This window comes from Actinomycetota bacterium, assembly GCA_035536535.1.
Classification (GTDB): domain Bacteria; phylum Actinomycetota; class JAICYB01; order JAICYB01; family JAICYB01; genus DATLNZ01.
Genome location: DATLNZ010000130.1, coordinates 1 through 19,573, shown reverse-complemented (window position 1 = coordinate 19,573; position 19,573 = coordinate 1). Strand labels below are relative to the sequence as shown.

Genomic DNA, 19,573 nt, shown 5'->3' with positions numbered 1-19,573 from the left:
AGCGACATCGTGGCCGCGATCTGCTCGCAGAACCCCTCGTGCCGGTCGAAGACGAAAACGTCCACCGGGTCTCGTCCGGGTGGGTCCGGAGGGATGTCGATCTTGTAACGCTTCGTTCGCTTGAGCCAGTTCTCCACCGCCTGCACCTTGTCGTAGGAGGTCTGCTGTCCGGATGTCACCTGCATAGCGAGTTCCCGGAACCCGCCGGACAGGGAGCCGGGCACCTCCAGGTAGCGGGTGAGCCGCGGGTCCGACAGGTCCGGGGGAGGCGACAGGCGCAGGTCCTCCGGCGTCGCGGCCGGGACCTCGCTGATGACGGAATAGATCGTGTCCGGCTCGAGGATGAACGGCACGCGGATCGACTGGAAGTCGTCCACCTGGACCGAGCTTTCGGGGACGAACACCTCCCGTGGCTCATAGGCATGGAAGATCAGGTTCGGCAGCTGCCGCTCGATGAAGAACGTCTGGACCACCTCGCGGTCGCGTCTTCCGAAGCTTCGATCCAGCTCCGGCGACGGGGGGATGTTTATCGAGGACCCGAACGAGCGGACGGTGTCGGTGTCCTTGTCGCTGGACGTCCACCTGCCGTCGGAGTAGGAGTCAAACACCTGCGCGCGCCAAAGGGCCGGCTCCGGTGACCTGACCCGCATCACCAGGGTGTCGGACAGCCGTCCGCGCACGCGCAGGTTCAGGTCGTCGCCGTACCCCATGTAGGCGTCCCTCGCGAAGTTCGACTCCGGGCCGCCTCCGGACCCGCGGCCCCGGGACGGGTCGCCCCGCGTGCCGGGATTGAGGACTCCGCCCGTGAACCCCTGCACGGGGGTGCGCCTGGCGATCGCGATCGGCAGGGACGCGACGCTGATGCCGGGAAATCGTGGAAGGGCGACGAAGGCGACGGTCGTGCAGACCACAGTCGCGGCGACGACTCCCGCCAGGGGCCTGAGCACCCCCGACGTGCGCGGACGCTTGCCGGGTTCGGTCCGGCCCGGTGCCGCGCCGGGAGCCTGCTCGTGCAGCTCCGCCAGGTGCCTCAGCGCGAGGCTCGCTCCGGCCGCCACCGCGTAAGCGATGACGACGAACCCGAAACCGCTGGAGATGGCGAGGGATCCCGCCAGGGAGATCAGCGCGATGCTCGCCGCGAAGGAGAAGCCGAGGTCGCGGCGGCGTGGGACGTCCACGCTGTGCAGCACCTGCACCCATACGAACAGCGTCGCCAGCGGCAACCGTGTCTCGTCGATCGTGGCCGCCCCGCGCACGCCGGACAGGAACCCGGCAAAGGCCAGGAACAGTGCGCCGGCAAGCCCGAACTTCAGCAGGACGTTGCGACTGCCGCGCCTGACGTAGGAGAAGACGAACCCGAACGGGATGACGGCCACCGACACGACCCCGACCGAGCGCGGGACGGCCTCCTGGGTCATCGCGGCCACGATCGATATGAGGACCGTGGCCATGATGGCCGCCCGGTAGGGGATCGCGTCCGAAGCGGGCGCGTCCGCGATCAGACGCCGGAGCCGCGCAGCCATGAGGTCAGGTCGCCGGTGCCCGGCACGGAAAGGACCCTGCAGCCGGCAGCGGTCAGCGAGCCGGCCAGCGCCACGTCCGCCGGGGAAGGGTCCTGCTGCCGGACCACCACCGCCAGGACCCCCGACCCCCCGGAGGCCAGGCGCGACAGCTTGGACACGGCGGCGTCCGCACCGGGACGCGCAGAAAGGACGCAGACGGCAGAGCCGGTGTCCGGGATCAGCCGGTGCACGGGCGTGGAGTCCGGACGTAGTCGCGCGCCCCAGTCCAGGACCGCTTCCGGACCGGCCCCCTTCAGCCCCGACGGGCTCCCGTCGCGCGCGTAGCGAACCTCGACCGAGTGGCCCCGGGCGATCGCCTCGACGGCGTAGGAGCAAGCAACGGACGCGGCCGTGTCCAGCGCGTCGGGGTCGGCCGGGGCGTCGCAGACGATCGTCAGGTCCGAAAGTGCCGGCTCCTCCATCTCGCGGACCACCAGCTCGCCACGGCGCGCGGTGGACCTCCAGTGGACATGGCGCAGCGGGTCCCCGGACCGGTACTCGCGCACCGAGACCGTGTCTCCGGAAGCCGCGCGGAGGGAGGACGCGGCCGAGCCCATCACGTCCTGAAGGCGGACCCCGAACACGCGCGGGTGCACGATCACCGGTGAGGCCACGAATACCCGGCGCACCGCGACCGCCATCCCGAAAGGCGCACCCGACCGCAGTGTGCAGGTGCCCCCTTCGTGCACGCCTCTGCGCGCCTGTGTCCGGACGGCCTCGAACGCCGTCGCCTGTCCGGGGCGCAAAACACCGGCGACGGCAGTGGCCGGGCCGAGAAAGTCGTCGTCCACCTTGACCAGTCCCCTGATACCGCGGGATCGGTTGCGCACCACCAGGGTCGCCCGGACCCCCTGTCCCGCCTGGGCACGGACCGGCGCTTGCCGCACTACCTCCAGACCCCTGAGAGCCAAAAACGGCAGCGCGAGCCCGGCGAGGACGAACCCCAGGAGCAGCGCGGCGACGACCAGCACCCACCCGGCCTGCACGTTCGTGCCTGCGCCGAACAGGATGACGGCACCCAGCACCAGCAAAAAGGCCAGCCTCGTCGGCCGGACTCTCACCTTGGAGCGGTTGCCGAGGTCTGCTCGAGCCCGACCGGCGGCCGCAGCTTCGAGACGAGCTGGTCGATGACCTCCAGCACCGCCGCCCGTCCGCCGGCGCTTTCGGTGCTCAGCATCAGCCGGTGTCCGAGTGCCGGCGGCGCGATCGCCTTGACGTCGTCCGGTAGCACGTAGTCGCGCCCGCGCAGCAACGCATGTGCCTGGCAGGCCCTGGTCATCACGACCGAGCAACGGGGAGAGGCGCCCAGCGCGACGTTGTCCTGCTCGCGCGTGCTGCGGACCAGACGAAGCAGGTAGTCGAGCACGCTCGGGTCGAGGTGGACGCTGCGCACCGCCGTCCGGTGGGCGGCCAGCGAGTCGGCCTCCAGGCACGCCTCGAGACCCTGGAGGGGATGGTGGTCCATCTGGCCGAGGACCACCCTCTTTTCGGCGTCGTGGTCGGGGTAGCCCAGGACGACCGACATCCCGAAGCGGTCCAACTCGGCCTCCGGCAGCGGGAACGTCCCGTGGTGCTCGATGGGGTTGCGCGTTGCCACCACGAAGAACGGCTTCGGGACCTCGTGCACTTGCCCGTCCGCGGTGACGCACTGCTCCTCCATCACCTCCAGCAGGGCCGACTGTGTCTTTGGGGTGGCGCGGTTGATCTCATCGAACAGCACCACGTTGGCGAACACCGGCCCGTGCACGAAGTGGAACGAGCCCGACTGCTGGTCGTAGACCGACGAACCGGTGATGTCGGCGGGGAGCAGGTCCGGGGTGCCCTGGATTCGCTTGAAGGTCCCGTCGATGGAGGCCGCGACAGACCGTGCAAGCATGGTCTTTCCGACGCCCGGGACGTCCTCGATCAGCAGATGCTGCTCGGCGAACAGGGCGACCACGGCAAGCTCGACCGCGCGTCGCTTGCCGGTGATCACCCGCTCGACGTTGTCGACCAGGCCCCGGATGGCTTCCGTCGTGTTCTGGAGGTCCACGATCTCCTATGGCTATCGGCCGCCGCCGGCGGTGGCATGAGTTTCCTCTGTACCCATGTGCGGGCAAAATCCACCCGTGACGGGCGGGACGGATCTCAGGTGGGTGCGACCGGTGAGGGGACCCAGGATCGTCCTGCTGCTGGGCGCCTTCGATCCCCCGACCCGGGCGCACGTCGAGATGGCGCTTGCGGCGGGGAGATTGAAGGACGCCGAACCCGCGCTCTGCCTGACATCGGTCGTGCTGAACCGCCCCCGGAAGCCCCTCCTGAAGTGGGCGGAGCGGCTGGAGCTGTTGGAGGAGGTATGCGACGCCCATGGGCTCGGCCTGGCCGTGGCGAACAGGGGGACCTATCTGGAGGTGGCGGGGGCCGCGGAGTCCTCGGGGTTCGACGCGACCTTTCTGGTGGGCAGCGACAAGATCCCCCAGCTGCTGGATCCGGCCTTCTACGACGACGGGCCGGCGGGGGTGGAGGCCACCGTCGCCCGCGTGAAGCTGCTCGTGGTCGGGCGCCCGGGGTCGGAGCGTGCCTCGGAGGCCGGCCCGCGTTTTGAGGAGCTGCCGGCGTCGGGCGCTTTCGCCGATCCCAGGACCTCACTGCTGTCCGCCACAGAGGTGCGGCAACGGCTGCGCGACGGCCGGTCCGTGGACGATCTCGTCCCACCGGCCGTTGCGCGGCGGCTGCGGAGATATACTGTGCGTCCGTCCGATCCCCGGAGCGAGTGATGGCCGAAGAGTCCTCCCTTTCCGAGCACGAGCAGCGGATTCTCCAGGAGATCGAGCGAAGCCTCGCGGCCGAAGACCCCGACATCGAGCGCAGGCTGCGCAATGCCAAGTCTCCCCACGACGCGAAAAGACGGCTGCGGCTGGGGATACTCGGCTTTCTGATCGGCCTGGCCCTGCTGCTCGGGTTCGCAGTGAACCTGGCCTTTGGTCTCGCCGGATTCCTCGTGATGCTGGTGTCGGCGGTTGCCATCGGGGCCTCCCTGCGCGAGCTGGGGTCCGCCGGGAGCAGCCAGCCCGGGTCTTTCAGAGACGCCCTGAAGCGGGCCGAGGGACGGATGCGTCCCCGGCGAAGGGACATCTAGACACCGGTGCCGTACGTCCCGGCTCCCGCCGAGCTGGCACGCCTGCGCTCGGCGATCCAGGCGGCCGCGTTCCGGGAAGGCGAGCGGGTCTGGTGGCTGTCCGCGTTCCTCGCCCTGCTCGTGATGGACATCGTCCTGCTGGTGGGCGGTGCGTCCTGGCTGGGGATCGCCGCGTCACTGGCCGGGTTCCTCATCCTGTTCTGGCGGCTCCGCGGGGTTCACCTGCGACGGCACAACGAGGCCAACCGCGACCTGTTCGGGCTGGGGCTGGCGTCTCGCGAGCAGCGCGCTTTCACAGGCCTGATGCTCAGGCATGCGCTGACGGGTCGTAACCCTTTGGATCAGCGTCCCGAGCACGACCCATTCGCGGACTGGGCCACGCGCCGCGCCACCCGCCCCCAGGCCGCCGAAGAGGCCTGACGCCCGGGCGCCGTCGCGGCGCCCCACCGGACGTCAAGGCCACTGCCGGTCGCAGGACTCAGCCCGTGCGCGCGGGACGCAGTGCGCGGGGCAGCCGGAGCGGCGGGATCAGCGTCCTGGGGTCGTAGAGGGCGAGAACCCTGCGCCAGGCGGGGGCCGACGCCTTGAGCCCCCCGATTGCCTTGGGCATCGCAGCCCACGCCCTCTGCCCCGCGCCGTCGCCGGCCCCCCCGGGGGCGTACATCTCCGCAACGGCCTCGCGCGCAACTTTCGCGGCGGCCTCCGCCGCCGGCTGAGGCACCCCCGTGAACGTGCGGCGCCAGAACTCCCACGGTGTTTCCGAAGCGTTGGGGCGCCGGCCCAGGTCCGCCGCCGCGTCGAGCAGCTCAGCCCAGCTGCCCATCACTCCCTGGGTGCTCCTGCGCCTGCGGCGGAATGCCTTGGCCCCCGGGATGCCTCCCAGCGCGACCGCCGCAACGAGGATCTCCGCGATGGGCAGGTCCAGTCCTTTGCCCCGCGGGTCGTCCGGCTGGGGGGCCGACGCCGGCGTCGGAGTCGCCTCCGCCTGTCCGGCGGGGGCGGGCGTTGGCGTCACGGGCACCTCTCGCTGCGCGTCCTGGCTGGCGGGCTGTCCGCGTCCCGGTGTCGGGTCGAAGATGACCCAGCCCGCCCCCGCGATGTTCGCCTCGACCCACGCGTGCGCCTCGTCGGTGCTGACGAGGAACTCGCCGGCCTGGCGGGAGCCGGGCAGAAAGCCGACTCCCACGCGCGCGGGGATCCCCAGCCCGCGCAGCATCAGCGTCATGGCCGCCGCGAACTGCTCGCAGTAGCCGCGCCGCTGGGCAAGGAAAGACTGAAGCCGCTCGACGGAGTGCCCTCCCGGCACCTTCTCGTCGTAGACGTATTTGCGGAAGTGCGTCTCGATGGCCAGGGCGCGGTCCATCGGCGTCCTGGCCGCCTGCACGATCGGGCGTGCCGCCTGCCCCAGGATCTGCTCGTTGCGGCTCGGCGACCACCTGTCCGGGGCGGGCGCGCCGGCGTCGGCGGCCCTGTCCGGCACGATCGAACGGACCGTGTACTTGAGCCCCGGGGATTCCTCGCGCAGCAGCAGTGTGCTGGTGTCCAGGTCCATGTCGAACGACGCCGGGGTCTGTATCTCACTCGCGGCGAACGCAGCCGGCAGCCACGGGGATAGAAGAGACGTGATCGAGTACTGCTGCTCCAGCGTCACTCCCGTCACCGGGGGGTTGGGCGCGGGCAGCGGTCCGTTCCGGGTCGGTACGGCCTCGGCCTCCAGGACCCACTCCTTGCCGTCGTAGGAGTCCAGGCCCGTCAGCCGCCAGTAGGTCGGCCGGGCCGCGCGGACCCGCATCACCTCGATGGGAGGCTCAATGCGCAGCTGGCGCTGGACGTCGGATAGCGGCTTGATGATCACCAGCCTCGGCTGGACGCGCCCGCGCAGGTCCACGACGGGCTTGTCGTCCCCCAGCACCCTGGGGGCCGACGTGGCGACCAGGCAGACGGCGATGAGCGTCGGGATGCCCAGCTGCACGGGCAGCTTCGGCCGATCGTGGCTCCACGACGCGATGCGGTGGCGCCCCTCGGCAAGGAAAAAGGCCATCGTCGCGGAGACGGCCGCGATCGCGTAGTTGTTGCGCCCCGGCCCCACCCCTACCGACCCCGCGTAGCCCACCACCATCAGCGCGGTGACGACCGCGCCGATGGGCCTTCCCACGACGACCCAGGACCCTCCGAGGAACCCGAGGATCAGGCCTGTGCACCAGAGCAGGACGAGGAACCGGGTCTGGACGGGCACCGGTGCCGCCTCGCGCAGCATGCCGTTCATCCCGTCCTGCAGCAGCTCCCACGCGCGGGCGAGTCCGGACGGAGTCGGAAGCAGCGCAACGGTCAGCTCCCTGACGAAAAGCGCCGGCAGGGTCAGCGCCGCCCCGCCGATCACAAGGGCAAAGGCCAGCCCCAGCGAACGGCGTCCGATCGTGACCGCCGCCGCGGCGCCCAGTGCCAGGGCGGGGATCGTCCAGGGAAGGTGCGAGTCGTTGGTGAAGGCGCGCGAAAGGGAGGCCACGGCTACTATGCCGAGACAGACCAGTGCGGCCAGAGCCGCGGGTGAGGTCCCGGTGTCGTCGCGCCACAGCGAGCCTGCCTTGGGGTCGGGCCGAAGATGCTTCGGCACCCGCTGCCGGCTAGGTCTGCTCCGGTTATGCGGCTCCGCAGGTCGCGGCCGCGACCGCGTGTCGACGCCGGACCTCATCGCGCGACCGCCACGTCGCGCACGGTGGACTCCCACACCTGGTGAAACGAGTCACCGGATCTCAGCCTGACCACCGGGACTCCCAGGGGCCGCAGCGCGTTGTCGTCCGGGCGCCGGGCCCCCGCGGCGGACCCGAACGTCTCGGCCACGACCCGCACGACGGCGCCGCCGACCGCTGCGTGCATGAGCCGGGCGATGACACCGAGCTCCGGCCCCCCGACGCCCGGTGTTATGGCCACCACGGCCGAGGACGCCAGCAGCCGCGGGGGCAGGTGCTGCAGTCCCTCCAGAAGCGATTCGCGGCCGCTGGGCTGCAGCATGGCGAGGTGCTCGAGCAGCTCCTCCTCGCTGGGCCTGCGCGTGCGCAGCAGAATGCCGTCGGGGGTCAGGATCTGGATCCTCATCCGGCGCCGCAGGGCGAGCATGGCCACTGATGCACAAGCGGAAACGGCTGCCTCCAGCGAGGATGCGGCGCCTTCGCCCCGGTGCTTTGACTCGCACGAGTCCAGCAGGACGACCATTCGCGGCTCGGCGAGCAGCTCGTCCTGGCGGATCACGAGCTGGTCGAGCTTGGCCGAAGTGGGCCAGTGCACCTTGCGCAGGTCGTCGCCGAGCTCGTAGGCGCGCAAGGCGTAGAACTCGTTGCCCTGACCGAGAAGCGGCGAGCGCCGGACGGCTCCGAGCCGCTGCAGCCCCACGGGCATCGAGACGATCCGGTCGTAGGACGGGTAGACAACGATGTGCGAGGTCCCCGCCGTGGCCTTGCGCCGTGTCACGGCGCCGAACGGGTCCGTGTGCAGCAGCTCCAGGGGGCCGAGTTCGTAACGGCCCCGCGTCCGGGGGGTGAACGTGTATGCGACCCGGCGTCCGGACGCGCGGGCGTCGATGGTGACGCGGACGGTCCCGCCCAGGTTCGGGGGGATGCGGTCCTCGGCGAGCAGGGGAGCGGTCCCGATCGCCCCCTTCGCCGTCAGGGAGAGGTCTACGCGGACCTCGGCCCCCACGCTGCTTCGCGCGGGATGGACCTTGCGTTCCACCTCGACGGTTCCCCGCCGCAGTACGACGGCGATAGCCCCGAACACCACGGCTGCCGCGCAGCCGGTCCCCAGCATTGACAGCTCCCGCAGCGCAAAGGTTCGCCCGAAAGCCAAAAACGAGGCCGAGACCACCAGCAGGGTGCGGCCGCGGGGGGTGAGGTTCAACCGGGCTCCGGGCTTTAGCCCCGGCGAGCCTTGGTCGGCACAGCTGTGGACGAAAGGGCGTCGGCGATTACGTCCTCCTGGGCGCCCCCGCCCAGCTGGGCCTCCGGCGTGAGGATGATCCGGTGGGCAAGGACCGGCGTCGCCAGCTGCTTGACGTCGTCGGGCACCACGTACTCGCGTCCCTCGGCCGCGGCCAGCGCCCGGGACGCACGCATCAGCATCAGGCCCGCGCGGGGGGAAGCGCCGAGCTGCGAGTCGGGGTGGTTGCGGGTCGCGTTGAGGATGTTGACGATGTACGCCTTCACGGAGTCGGCCACGTGCACGGACGTGGCTATGTCGATCAGCTTCACGACGTCGCCCGCCTTCGCCACCGGCTCCACCTCGTCCAGCCGCCCCGGTGAGCCGTGCACCGACAGCACCTCGACCTCCGCCTCGGGGGTCGGATAGCCGACCTTCACGCGCATCAAAAACCGGTCCAGCTCGGCCTCCGGCAGCGGGTAGGTCCCCTCGTGCTCGATCGGGTTCTGGGTGGCGATGACCATGAACGGGCGCTCCAGGTCCATCGTCTGGCCGTCCAGGGTCACCTGCCTTTCCTCCATGGACTCGAGCAGCGCGGCCTGCGTCTTCGGCGACGCGCGGTTGATCTCGTCGCCCAGCACGATCTGGGCGAAGATCGGTCCCGGCCGGAACTCCGTCTCGCGCTTGTCGCGCGTCCATATCCGCACGCCGGTGATGTCGGTCGGCAAAAGGTCCGGGGTGAACTGGATGCGCCTGAAGCTGCAGCCCAGCGAGCGGGCGAGGGCCTTGGCCAGCATCGTCTTGCCCACGCCGGGGACGTCCTCCACGAGCAGGTGTCCTTCGGCCACGAGCGCGAGCACGGACAGGCGCACGACATCGGGCTTGCCCTGGATCACCTGCTCCACGTTCGACTGGATCTTCTCGAAGAACCGGGCGAAGGCGTCGTAGACGTTCTTCGAAGCGGCTGCCCTTGCCAAGCTGGAGGCCTTTCGATCGAGCGCGGGGCGGTCCGACGATTCTACCGGCGGCCGGACGGGGCAGGGTCCGCCGCGCGGCTCATCTCCTCGCGGTTGTCCCTCCCGGGCCCCCGGTATCGGTCACCATGGAGGCGTGTCCCTTCGAAAGGTCCTGCTCGCGGCCCCCCGCGGCTGGTGCGCCGGCGTCGATCGCGCTGTCGAGATAGTCGAGCGCGCGCTGGAGATCCACGGGCCCCCCGTGTACGTCCGCAAGCAGATCGTCCACAACCGCCATGTGGTGGAGGGTTTGGAGCGCCGGGGGGCCGTGTTCGTGGACGAAGTCGACCTGATCCCGCCCGGCTCCCACGCGGTGCTTTCCGCCCACGGGTCGTCGCCGGCCGTCTACGAGATGGCGCGCCAGCGTGGTCTCGATCTCATCGACGCCACGTGCCCGCTCGTGAGCAAGGTCCACATCGAGGCGAGGCGGTTTGCGGACCGCGACCGGACCATCGTGCTCATCGGGCACAAGGGCCACGAGGAGGTCGAGGGGACGATGGGCGAGGCTCCCGACCGGACGGTCCTGGTCCAGGACGTCGCGGAGGCCGAGGCGCTTTCAGTCGCCGACCCGGACTCGCTTTCGTACCTGACCCAGACAACTTTGTCCGTGGACGAGACCAAGGACATCATCGACACGCTCCAGCGTCGGTTTCCGGCGATCACCGCGCCGACCAAAGACGACATCTGCTACGCGACGACCAACCGCCAGGCGGCCGTCAAGGTGCTCGCTGCGCGGGCGCCGCTGGTGCTGGTGATAGGAGCGCCCAACTCCTCCAACTCGCTGCGCATGGTGGAGGTCGCCCGGCAGCAGGGGGCGAAGTCGCACCTCATCGAAGACGAGACTCAGCTGGACCCGGCGTGGCTGGAAGGCCTGGATGTGGTCGGGCTCTCCTCGTCGGCGTCGGCGCCCGAGTGGCTGGTGGAGCGCGTGCTTGACCACCTGAAGTCGTTCGGGCCGGCGGAGGTCGAAGAGGTCCGGGTGGTGGACGAGGACGTGCGGTTCCCCCTGCCCCGCGAGGTGCTGCTGCGCAGAAAGACCCCCGCCGCGCGGTGAGGCCCGGGGAGTTCAAGCGCCTTCTCAGCGACGGGCCGTTGCTGTCCGACGGGGGCATGGGCACGGCTCTGGTTGACCAAGGGGTGGCGCTGGGCGCCTGTTTTGAGGAGGTCTCGCTTACCCGTCCGGACCTGGTGCGATCTGTGCACAGGTCCTTTGCCCGCGCCGGGGCGGGAATGGTCGAGACCAACACGTTCGGCGCCAACCGCTTCGCGCTGTCTAAGTTCGGGCTCGAGGACCGCGTGGCCGAGCTCAACCAGCGGGGGGTCGACCTGGCCCGGGACGCGGGAGTGCTGGTGGCCGGATCCGTCGGGCCGCTGCGGGTGCACCTCGTGCCCTACGGGCGGGTCACCAGGCAGCAGGCGTTCGACGCTTACGCGGAGCAGGTCGGCGCGCTCGCGGCCGCCGGCGTGGACCTCGTCCTCATCGAGACGCAGTCCGACCTCGTGGAGATGGAGCAGGCGCTGTCCGCCGCCCGGGAAGCGTGCGACGTGGCCGTCGTCGTCAGCGCGACCTTCACGCGTGACGACCGCACACTTCTCGGGTCCACTCCGGAGCAGGTGGCGCGCAGGCTGGTCGAGCTCGGTGCCGACGCCATCGGCGTGAACTGCTCGGAGGGCCCGGCTCAGGTCCTGCGCGTGATCCAGCAGATGGCGGCCGTGGCGTCGGGGACGCCGCTGGTGGCGATGCCGAACGCCGGCGGCCCCCAGCGCGTCGGGGACCGCATCCTGTACCCCGCCACGCCTGAGTACCTCGCGGACTTCGCGCGCTCTGCTCTGGGCGCCGGCGCCTGCTTTGTAGGTGGGTGCTGCGGCACCCAGCCCGCGCACATCGAGGCGATGGCGCGGGTGCTGTCCGAACCCCGCCAGCAGCGCCTGGAGCTCGCGATGACCGTGGCCGCGGACGAGCCGTCCGGGCCCGCCCCGTCACCGACGAAGCTGGCGACGGCCCTCCGGGAGGGCAGGTTTGTCGTGGTGGTGGAGATGGAGCCGCCGAAGGGGTACTCCGTAGCCCGGCTGCTCGCGGGGGCCGAGACGCTGTCCGACGCGGGGGCCGACGTCGTGTACGTGCCCGACGGCTCTCGCGCAAGGCTGCGGATGAGCGGCTGGGCCGCCTGCCGTCTGGTTCAGGAGCACGCTGGGGTCGAGACGATCCTCGGCTTTCCCACGAGGGGACGCAACCTGCTCCGCGTACAGGCCGACCTGCTCGCCGCGCACGCGCTGGGCATTCGCGACCTGTTCGTGTGCCTCGGCGACCCGACCGAGATAGGCGACTTCCCACAGGCCACCGGTCGCGTGGACGTCACCCCCACCGGACTACTCACGCTCGTCACGCAGTCGTTCAACCGGGGCCACGACCAGTCCGGCACCTCCATTGGCGAGCCCACGGCTTTTGTCGCCGGCTGCGCCGTGGACCTGGCCGCGCACGACGTGGACCGCGAGTGCCGCGTCCTGCGGAGGAAGATCGAGGCGGGGGCGGCCTTCGCGCTGTCCCAGCCCGTGTTCGACCCCGCGGTGGTCCAGAACTTCCGGCGCGCCTACGAGCAGCGCCACGGGCGGCTGGACCTCCCGATCTTCCCGGGCGTCATCCCCCTGCTCAACTCCCGCAACGCCGACTACCTGCACAACGAGGTGCCGGGGTTCTCCATCCCGGAGGAAGTCCGCGACCGGATGCGCCGCGCCGGCGAGGGGGCCGAGGCGGAGGCCGAGGGCCTGCGGATAGCCATCGACTTGGCGGCGGGACTGCGCGAGCAGGCGGCGGGCGTCTACCTGCTGCCCCCGTTCCGGCGATTCGACCTCGCCGCGGAAGTGGTCGACGCGATACGCCGGTGACGTGGCCGGGAGTCGTCGAGACTGCCGTTCAGCGTCGGTTTCGTCTGTACAATGCCCGCAGGCGGTGATGGGATCTTGGGGAGATCGCTCGTTCTCAATGCTTCATACGAGCCGCTCGGTGTCGTGGCGGTTCGGAGGGCGGTCGTCCTCGTTCTGCGTGACAAGGCCGAGTCCGTCGAGAGCAACGGCGCCGTCTTCCGGTCCGAGCACATGACCCTGCAGGCCCCCAGCGTCGTCCGGCTCCGGCACTACGTCCGGATCCCTCGCCGGGTCCACGTGGCCCCCAACCGCAAGGCCGTGTTCCTGCGCGACGGCCACACCTGCCAGTACTGCGGGCACCCCGCCGAGAACGTGGACCACGTCATCCCGCGCAGCCGGGGCGGCCCCCACTCCTGGGACAACGTGGTCGCCGCATGCCGCCGATGCAACGGGCGTAAGGAGAACCGCCTGCCCGCCGACGTTGGGCTGGAGCTCAAGCGCAGCCCCGCTCCGCCCCCGGACGGGTTCTGGCTGCGGCTGCTTGTCGGACGGGCCGAGCCGGAGTGGCTGCCCTACCTGGCCTACGCCAACGGGCACGGCAACAGCAACGGAAACAGCAACGGCACGGGCGCCACTAGCATCCGGGCCGTTTAGCCTCCCCCTCCGGCAAAACCCCTGATCACAGGCTATGCGTACACGTGTTCCGGCGTTGACCGGGTGGAGACTAGTGGAGTACAGTGGCGCACCGTGGAGGACCTGGGAGTCCTGCGGGATATCGATGGAGGACGGGAGCCCGTCCAGGGCGGCCAGGTGGAGGCACGGTGTTTCTCGGGGAGGAAAGACGAGGGCTGGACGACAAGGGGCGCCTGATCTTCCCCTCGAAGATGCGCGACGAGCTGGGATCGGCCGTCGTGCTGCAGAAGGGGATCGAGCGGTGTCTGTACGTGTACCCAATCGGGGAGTGGACCCGGCAGGTCGAGAAGGTGACGAGCCTGCCGACCACCCACCCGGACTCGCGCCGCTACGCGCGCCACTTCTTCTCCCAGGCGACGCAGGAGGCGCTGGACAAGCAGAACCGGATCACCATCCCGCCTTCGTTCCGCGGGTACGCGGGACTGGAGCGCGAGGTCGTGGTCGCCGGGGCGGGAGCCCGGCTGGAGATCTGGGAGCCGGAGGCATGGCGCCGACAGGCCGAGCAGGCCGAAAGCGACCTTCCGGACTTCACTCAGGAACTCGGGATCTAGGGGGGATCGGATGCTGGTGCGAACCGGACGCAGTCCCGCCGCAAGGGTCATGCCGCGCGACAGGCAGAGGCGCCCCGACGGGCGGCCCGTCATCGACCTGCGCCCCGGACAGAGGCCGTCGGAAAGAAGGCCGCTGGTGACGGACGGACATGTCCCGGTCATGGTCGAAGAGGTCCTTCGCTATCTCGGCCCCCAGCAGGGCGGCCTGTACGTGGACTGCACCCTGGGTGCGGGCGGCCACTCAGAGGCCATCCTGCGCGCCGCCGGGGGCCGTTGCACGCTTCTGGGAATCGACCGCGACCCGGGCGCGCTCGCGCGAGCGGGACAGAACCTCGCGCCGTTCGGGGACTCCGTCCGGCTGGTTTCGGCCTCCTTCGCCGACCTGGAGTGGGTCCTGCACAGCCAGGGGGTCGCCTGGGCGGACGGCATCCTGCTCGACCTGGGCATGTCCTCGATGCAGGTGGACGACCCCGCTCGCGGGTTCTCCTTCCGGCAGGACGGGCCGTTGGACATGCGAATGGACCCCCAAGCCCCCCTGACGGCCGCCGAGATCGTGAACAGCTATCCGCCGCAGGACCTGGAAAGGATCCTGTGGTCATTCGGTGAGGAGCGCCTGGCGCGGCGGCTCGCGCGGGCGATCGTGGATGCCAGGCGCAAGGCGCCGCTGCGCACTACCGGCGAGCTCGCGCGTGTGATCGAGTCGGCGTACCCCGCGGCCGTTCGCCGCCACGGCCATCCCGCGCGCAAGACGTTCCAGGCCCTGCGGATCGAGGTCAACGGAGAGCTCGAAGCGCTTCAGCGGGTGCTGGCTTCCGTCCCGTCGGTCCTGGCCCCGGGCGGGCGCATCGTCGTGCTGTCCTACCACTCGCTCGAAGACCGGATGGTCAAACAGGCGTTCGCCGGCATGTCCGGCGGGCCGGTTCCTCTTCCCGGACTGCCCCCGTCGTATGAGGGCGCGATCCTGCGCCTGCTCACGCGCAGTGCCGTGATGCCGTCGGAGGCGGAGGTCGAGCGCAACCCCAGGGCTTCGTCCGCGCGTCTGCGGGCAGCCGTCCGCGACACCGGGGAAACCCAAGACTGATGGCCACTCGGCCTCGTCCCCGGATCCTGCCGGTCGAGCCGGCACTGCGCCTCGTCGAGGGGGGGCGCAGCCGCCGCCGCGCCATGGTCCCGGCGGCTGTGGTCCTGCTGATGGCGGTGTTCGCGGTCGCGGCGCTGCAGGCGTATCTGGGCCAGGACGGCTACCGCGTGTCCCGCCTCGAGCGTGAGGTCGAGCAGGCCGAGGAGCGGATGGTGATACTCCGCGGCCGCGCGGCCGAGCTCTCCTCGCCGAGCCGGCTGGAGGAGTCGGCGGCCGGGATGGGCATGACCGAGGATCCGAATCCGGTCTTCCTCCCGGATCCGGGCGTCGCTCCGCCCCCCGCCGCCGGCGCGTCGTCGTCGTTCCGGGTCAAGCGGCTGCTGTCGGGTGGCGGCTGATGGCCGACCGCACGACCAGAAGGCGCGCCGCGATCCTTCTGGCGGTGATGCTGGCCGGACTGCTCGGGCTTTCGCTGCGGCTCGGGTACGTGCAGGCCGTCCGCGCCGACGAGTACACCGACTTCGCCCGCCAGCAGCGGCTGCGGACCGTCGTTCTGCCCGCCATGCGCGGCGCGATTTACGACCGCCACGGACAGGAGCTGGCGATGTCCGTCGCCGCTCGCACCGTCTATGCCAACCCGCGCCAGGTGAGCGATCCCGAAGGAACGGGCCGCGTGCTGGCTCCCCTCGTGGGCCAGGACGTCCGCGAGGTCGTGGACAAGCTTCGCCAGGACCGGGGCTTCGTGTATCTCGCCAGGCGCCTGGACGTCGACGCCGCTGAAAGGATTGAGCGCCTGGGGCTGACCGGCATCGGGATCCTGGACGAGTCCCGGCGCAGCTACCCGGGAGGAGCGCTGGCGGCCAACGTCCTTGGTTTCGTGGGTGGGGACGGCCAGGGGTTGTCGGGGCTGGAGTCTACGCACGAGAAGCTGCTCGGAGGCCGCCCCGGCTCCCGTGTTCTGGAGCAGGACCCGCTCGGGCGCAGGATCCCACAGGGCGTGTTCGTCGAGAAGCCGCCGTCGCCGGGATCGGACGTGCTGCTGACTCTGGATCGCGACATCCAGTACGCCGCGGAGAAGGCTCTCGGTAAGGCGGTGCAGGACACGGGGGCCAAGGGCGGAAGCGTGATCGTGATGGACCCACGGTCTGGCGAGATCCTGGCGATGGCCAACGCGCCCACGTTCGACCCGGGCGACCTGGAGGACATCAAGCCGGCGGAGCGCCGCAACCGCGCCGTGACGGACGTGTACGAGCCCGGGTCTGTCGGCAAGATCGTCACGGCCTCCGCCGCTCTGGAGGAAGGACTGGTCGACGAGGCAACGCCCTTCGGGGTCGGCTCGACCATCCGCATAGCCGACCGCGTCTACCACGAGGCGAAGGCGCACGCGCCGGCGAACATGCGCTTTGACGAGATCATCGCCCAGTCGTCCAACGTCGGGACCATCAAGGTGGCGCAGAAGGTCGGGCCCGAGAAGATGGCCGAGTACATGTCCAGGTTCGGCTACGGCCGGTCCACGCAGCTGGGTTTCCCCGGCGAGTCGTCGGGGATCATGCCGCCCCGCGAGAAGTGGTCCCGGGCTTCGATGCCGACCATGTCCATGGGACAGGGCGTGTCGGCCACGGCCGTGCAGATGACCAGGATGTTCGCCACGATCGCCAACGACGGTGTCTCGGTGGAGCCGAAACTGGTCGCGGGGTGGGTTGACCCGAAGGGTCGTCCGCACTACGCGCCGCAGCGGGGCGGCGGCCGGGTGGTGTCGTCAACGACCGCTGCCACGGTCCGCCGCATCCTGGCCAAGGCCGTGGAGGACGGAACGGGAACGCGCGCCCAGATCCCAGGCTACGACGTCGCGGGCAAGACTGGGACCGCACAGAAGGCCGTTCGCGGCGGCTACCGGGGGTTTATGGCCTCTTTCATAGGGTTTCTGCCTGCTTCCCAGCCTCGCGTCGTAGTTTCTGTGGTGCTGGACGAGCCGGCGCCCTACTACGGAGGCATAGTGTCCGCCCCGGTGTTCAAGGAGGTGGCGGAGGCCGCAGTCCGCATCATGCGCATCCCGCCCACCGAGGATCCCGCCGATGTTCCGCGGCCGAAGGTCAAGCCCGGCGTCGCGGAGGCCGAGGGCCCGGGGACCGCCGCCTCGCGCGCGGCCGCCGCGACGGCGAAGAAACCTGTGGTGGCGAAGTCCAAGCCGTCCAGGATCTCCAGGCCGTCAGCGACGCCGCGCCGGCCCGTCGCCACTCCACGGCGGGGGGCCGCTACTCCGGCCCCCCAGCGCAGGGGCGCCCCTGGCGCGATGCTACGATGACTAGCTTTTTCGGGAGGGCGACGGGGGCCGATGGCTCCCGTTTTTGTTTGTCCCGGCCCGGCGGGAGGACCGGCTGATGGCGTGGACTCTGCGGACGCTTACGGACGACGCGGGCGTGGCCGCACGTGTGGCCGGGGACGCCGGCCTCACCGGAATCGCCTACGACTCCCGCGCCGTGCGGGCCGGTGACCTGTTCTGCTGCTTCCCCGGAGGCAGTTCGGACGGACACGACCACGCGCCCGATGCGGTGGCGCGGGGGGCGTCGTGCCTGCTGGTCGAAAGGCCGCTGGAGGTGGACGTCTCGCAGGCGGCGGTCCACAGCGTTCGCGACGCCCTCGGCCCCCTGGCTTCCAGCTTCCACGGGCGGCCTTCCGAGTCCATGCGCGTCGCCGGCGTCACCGGCACGAACGGCAAGACCACTACGACCTACCTGGTTGAGTCGATTGCGTCGGCCGCCGGGTTGACGACGGGGCTCCTCGGCACGGTGGAGTACCGCGTCGCTGGCCGAACCGTCCCCTCGACCAGGACGACGCCCGAGGCCCCCGACCTGCAGCGAACCCTCGCGGAGATGCGGGACGCGGGCGCGGAGGTCGTCGCCATGGAGGTCGCATCCCACGGGCTGCACCAGCGTCGCGTGTCCGGCACGCGCTTCGCCTGCGCCGCGTTCACCAACCTGACCCAGGACCACCTCGACTACCACGGGACGATGGACGACTACTTCGAGGCCAAGGCGTTGCTGTTTCAGCCGTCGTACACGCCGCGTGCAGTCATCAACATCGACGACGCGGCCGGCCGGCGGCTCGTCGAGCGGACACGAGACCTCGACGTGCTGACCTACGGCGAGGGCGGTGACGTGCACGCGGTGGACGTCACGCCGTCGGCGAGCGGCACGACCGCGGTCATCTCCACGCCAGAGGGCCGGCTCGAGACGCACAGCCCGCTCGTCGGCCGCTACAACGTGGACAACATCCTGTGCGCGACGGGCATCTGTTTGGTCCTCGGCCTGCCGCTCGACGCGGTCGCGGCCGGAGTTTCCACAGCGTCGGCCCCCGGACGGCTGGAGCGCGTGGACGCCGGCCAACCATTCACCGTCGTCGTCGACTACGCCCACACCCCCGACGCCCTGGCCAGCGTGCTCACGACTGCCCGCCAGCTGACGCAACGGCGGCTGATCGTCGTGTTCGGATGCGGCGGCGACCGGGACCGCGCCAAGCGGCCGCTGATGGGGGCGGCCGCCACGTCCATCGCGGACCTGGCGGTCATCACGTCCGACAACCCGCGCAGCGAGGATCCCGGCGCGATCATCAGGGAGATCGCCGCCGGCGTGGCGCGCGAGGGCTTTGTCACGGAGCCCGACCGCCGTCGCGCGATCGAGAGAGCTCTTTCCGAGGCGGGGCCCGGAGACGTCGTGGTCATCGCCGGAAAGGGCCACGAGACCGGACAGACCTTCGCCGGCCACACCATCGAGTTCGACGACCGGACCGTGGCCCGCGAGCTGCTCGGGGGAGTGGGATGCCGAGGCTGAGTGCGCGGGAGGTCGCCCGCATCTGCGATGGGATGGTCACCGGCGATCCGGGGGCTGAGTGCGGCGGCTTCGGAGCCGACACCCGGTCATTGCCCGCGGACAGCGCCTTTGTCGCGATCCGGTCGGGACACGCCCACGTGCCGGAAGCTTTCGCCGCCGGTGCCCCGTTCGCACTGGTCGAGCGGGCCGACTGCCTGCCGGCCGGCGCGTCCGCCGTGGTGGTCGGCGACGTGACCGCGGCTCTGGGCCTGCTGGCCGCGCACGTTCGTAGCGGCCTCGGCGCCCGTGTGGTGGGCATCACTGGCAGCGTCGGCAAGACGCTGACGAAGGACTTCATCGCGGCCGCGTTGTCCTCCGGCATGAAGGTGCATGCGTCGCCGCGGAACTTCAACAACGACTGGGGAATGCCACTGACGGTCCTGTCATGCCCGGACGACGCGCAGGCGCTCGTGGTCGAGCTCGGCGCCCGGGGACCGGGAGAGATCGCGCGGCTGTGCCGGATCGTGCGGCCGCACGTCGGCGTGATCACCGGGATCGGGACGAGTCACATCGAGTTTTTCGGCTCCCGCGAGGGCATCGCCAGGTCGAAGTCCGAGCTGCTGGCCTGCCTGCCGGCGGCCGGCCTGGCCGTGGTTTCGGCGTCGGACGACTTCCTCGACGTGTTGGCGGAGTCCACCTCCGCCAGGGTCGCCACCGTTGGTCCCGGCGGCCACGTGGGGGCCGAGCGCGTGGACCTGGACGAATCCGGACACGCCGTCGCCATCCTGCGGGCGGGACCCGGCGTGAAGGTGCAGGTGCGTCTGCCGCTGCCGGGACGTCCACTGGTGCGCAATGCGGCCATGGCCGTGCGGGTGGCGATGGAGCTCGGGGTCGGCGCGGAGGAGGCAGCCGCCGGTATCGCCGGCGCGAAGCCGACCGGCTGGAGGATGGAGACGACGCAGTTCGGGG

18 protein-coding genes are annotated in these 19,573 nt (G+C 70.7%); 12 read left to right on the top strand and 6 right to left on the bottom strand.

Annotated elements, in window-relative coordinates; genetic code table 11:
• The 3 genes from VNE62_08940 to VNE62_08930 all read right to left on the bottom strand — a co-directional run.
• Positions 1 to 1,523, bottom strand: a 1,523-nt coding sequence (locus tag VNE62_08940; protein HVE92405.1) for a DUF3488 and transglutaminase-like domain-containing protein, incomplete at its 3' end; no start/stop codon positions are given.
• Positions 1,499 to 2,623 (bottom strand): DUF58 domain-containing protein, encoded by a 1,125-nt coding sequence (locus VNE62_08935; GenBank protein ID HVE92404.1) that lies wholly within the window; start codon positions 2,621 to 2,623, stop codon positions 1,499 to 1,501. The genes VNE62_08935 and VNE62_08940, both read right to left, overlap by 25 nt.
• On the bottom strand, positions 2,620 to 3,594 hold the full coding sequence (locus VNE62_08930) for a MoxR family ATPase (protein ID HVE92403.1): 975 nt from the start codon (positions 3,592 to 3,594) through the stop codon (positions 2,620 to 2,622). The genes VNE62_08935 and VNE62_08930 overlap by 4 nt, the downstream gene beginning before the upstream one ends.
• Before the next feature lie 112 nt (positions 3,595 to 3,706).
• Between VNE62_08930 and VNE62_08925 the strand changes: the two genes are divergently transcribed.
• From VNE62_08925 to VNE62_08915, 3 genes are read left to right on the top strand one after another with little or no spacing between them, the layout of a single operon-like run.
• Positions 3,707 to 4,318: a hypothetical protein gene (locus VNE62_08925; protein HVE92402.1), complete on the top strand. Its 612-nt coding sequence runs from the start codon at positions 3,707 to 3,709 to the stop codon at positions 4,316 to 4,318.
• Complete coding sequence (locus VNE62_08920) at positions 4,318 to 4,680, top strand: DUF3040 domain-containing protein (protein HVE92401.1); 363 nt, start codon at positions 4,318 to 4,320, stop codon at positions 4,678 to 4,680. The genes VNE62_08925 and VNE62_08920 overlap by 1 nt, the downstream gene beginning before the upstream one ends.
• Positions 4,681 to 4,686: 6 nt before the next feature.
• Positions 4,687 to 5,100, top strand: coding sequence for a hypothetical protein (locus tag VNE62_08915; protein HVE92400.1), 414 nt, complete (start codon positions 4,687 to 4,689; stop codon positions 5,098 to 5,100).
• A 58-nt stretch (positions 5,101 to 5,158) separates the two neighbouring features.
• Here the strand turns inward: VNE62_08915 and VNE62_08910 are convergent, their stop codons facing one another.
• The 3 genes from VNE62_08910 to VNE62_08900 all read right to left on the bottom strand — a co-directional run bounded on the left by VNE62_08910 (position 5,159) and on the right by VNE62_08900 (position 9,569).
• Positions 5,159 to 7,294, bottom strand: coding sequence for a DUF3488 and transglutaminase-like domain-containing protein (locus tag VNE62_08910; GenBank protein HVE92399.1), 2,136 nt, complete (start codon positions 7,292 to 7,294; stop codon positions 5,159 to 5,161).
• Positions 7,295 to 7,368: 74 nt separating this feature from the next.
• Positions 7,369 to 8,574, bottom strand: a complete 1,206-nt coding sequence (locus VNE62_08905) for a DUF58 domain-containing protein (GenBank protein ID HVE92398.1) — start codon at positions 8,572 to 8,574, stop codon at positions 7,369 to 7,371.
• A gap of 14 nt (positions 8,575 to 8,588) precedes the next feature.
• Positions 8,589 to 9,569, bottom strand: coding sequence for a MoxR family ATPase (locus VNE62_08900; protein HVE92397.1), 981 nt, complete (start codon positions 9,567 to 9,569; stop codon positions 8,589 to 8,591).
• A gap of 133 nt (positions 9,570 to 9,702) precedes the next feature.
• On the opposite strand from VNE62_08900, the gene VNE62_08895 reads away from it, so the two are divergent.
• From VNE62_08895 to murF, 9 genes are all read left to right on the top strand, one after another.
• Positions 9,703 to 10,659, top strand: a complete 957-nt coding sequence (locus tag VNE62_08895; protein ID HVE92396.1) for a 4-hydroxy-3-methylbut-2-enyl diphosphate reductase — start codon at positions 9,703 to 9,705, stop codon at positions 10,657 to 10,659.
• On the top strand, positions 10,656 to 12,491 hold the full coding sequence (locus VNE62_08890; GenBank protein HVE92395.1) for a bifunctional homocysteine S-methyltransferase/methylenetetrahydrofolate reductase: 1,836 nt from the start codon (positions 10,656 to 10,658) through the stop codon (positions 12,489 to 12,491). Before VNE62_08895 ends, VNE62_08890 begins: the two co-directional genes overlap by 4 nt.
• Before the next feature lie 75 nt (positions 12,492 to 12,566).
• Positions 12,567 to 13,124: an HNH endonuclease gene (locus VNE62_08885; protein HVE92394.1), complete on the top strand. Its 558-nt coding sequence runs from the start codon at positions 12,567 to 12,569 to the stop codon at positions 13,122 to 13,124.
• A gap of 167 nt (positions 13,125 to 13,291) precedes the next feature.
• Positions 13,292 to 13,714, top strand: a complete 423-nt coding sequence (gene mraZ / locus VNE62_08880; GenBank protein ID HVE92393.1) for a division/cell wall cluster transcriptional repressor MraZ — start codon at positions 13,292 to 13,294, stop codon at positions 13,712 to 13,714.
• Between the two features lie 10 nt (positions 13,715 to 13,724).
• A complete protein-coding gene (rsmH, locus tag VNE62_08875; protein HVE92392.1) occupies positions 13,725 to 14,795 on the top strand; it encodes a 16S rRNA (cytosine(1402)-N(4))-methyltransferase RsmH in 1,071 nt (356 codons plus the stop codon).
• Positions 14,795 to 15,193: a hypothetical protein gene (locus tag VNE62_08870; GenBank protein ID HVE92391.1), complete on the top strand. Its 399-nt coding sequence runs from the start codon at positions 14,795 to 14,797 to the stop codon at positions 15,191 to 15,193. The genes rsmH and VNE62_08870 overlap by 1 nt, the downstream gene beginning before the upstream one ends.
• A complete protein-coding gene (locus VNE62_08865) occupies positions 15,193 to 17,100 on the top strand; it encodes a penicillin-binding transpeptidase domain-containing protein (protein HVE92390.1) in 1,908 nt (635 codons plus the stop codon). The genes VNE62_08870 and VNE62_08865 overlap by 1 nt, the downstream gene beginning before the upstream one ends.
• Before the next feature lie 76 nt (positions 17,101 to 17,176).
• Positions 17,177 to 18,625 carry a UDP-N-acetylmuramoyl-L-alanyl-D-glutamate--2,6-diaminopimelate ligase gene (locus VNE62_08860; protein ID HVE92389.1) on the top strand — a complete coding sequence of 483 codons (1,449 nt, stop codon included), beginning with the start codon at positions 17,177 to 17,179 and terminating at the stop codon, positions 18,623 to 18,625.
• The coding region (murF, locus tag VNE62_08855) for a UDP-N-acetylmuramoyl-tripeptide--D-alanyl-D-alanine ligase (protein HVE92388.1) at positions 18,613 to 19,573 on the top strand (961 nt) is incomplete at its 3' end. The genes VNE62_08860 and murF, both read left to right, overlap by 13 nt.

Coding starts and splice junctions, on each gene's coding strand:
- VNE62_08860 (HVE92389.1), top strand. CDS start 17,177: ATGGCGTGGACTCTGCGGACGCTTACGGACGACGCGGGCGTGGCCGCA.
- VNE62_08920 (HVE92401.1), top strand. CDS start 4,318: ATGGCCGAAGAGTCCTCCCTTTCCGAGCACGAGCAGCGGATTCTCCAG.
- VNE62_08865 (HVE92390.1), top strand. CDS start 15,193: ATGGCCGACCGCACGACCAGAAGGCGCGCCGCGATCCTTCTGGCGGTG.
- VNE62_08870 (HVE92391.1), top strand. CDS start 14,795: ATGGCCACTCGGCCTCGTCCCCGGATCCTGCCGGTCGAGCCGGCACTG.
- rsmH (HVE92392.1), top strand. CDS start 13,725: ATGCTGGTGCGAACCGGACGCAGTCCCGCCGCAAGGGTCATGCCGCGC.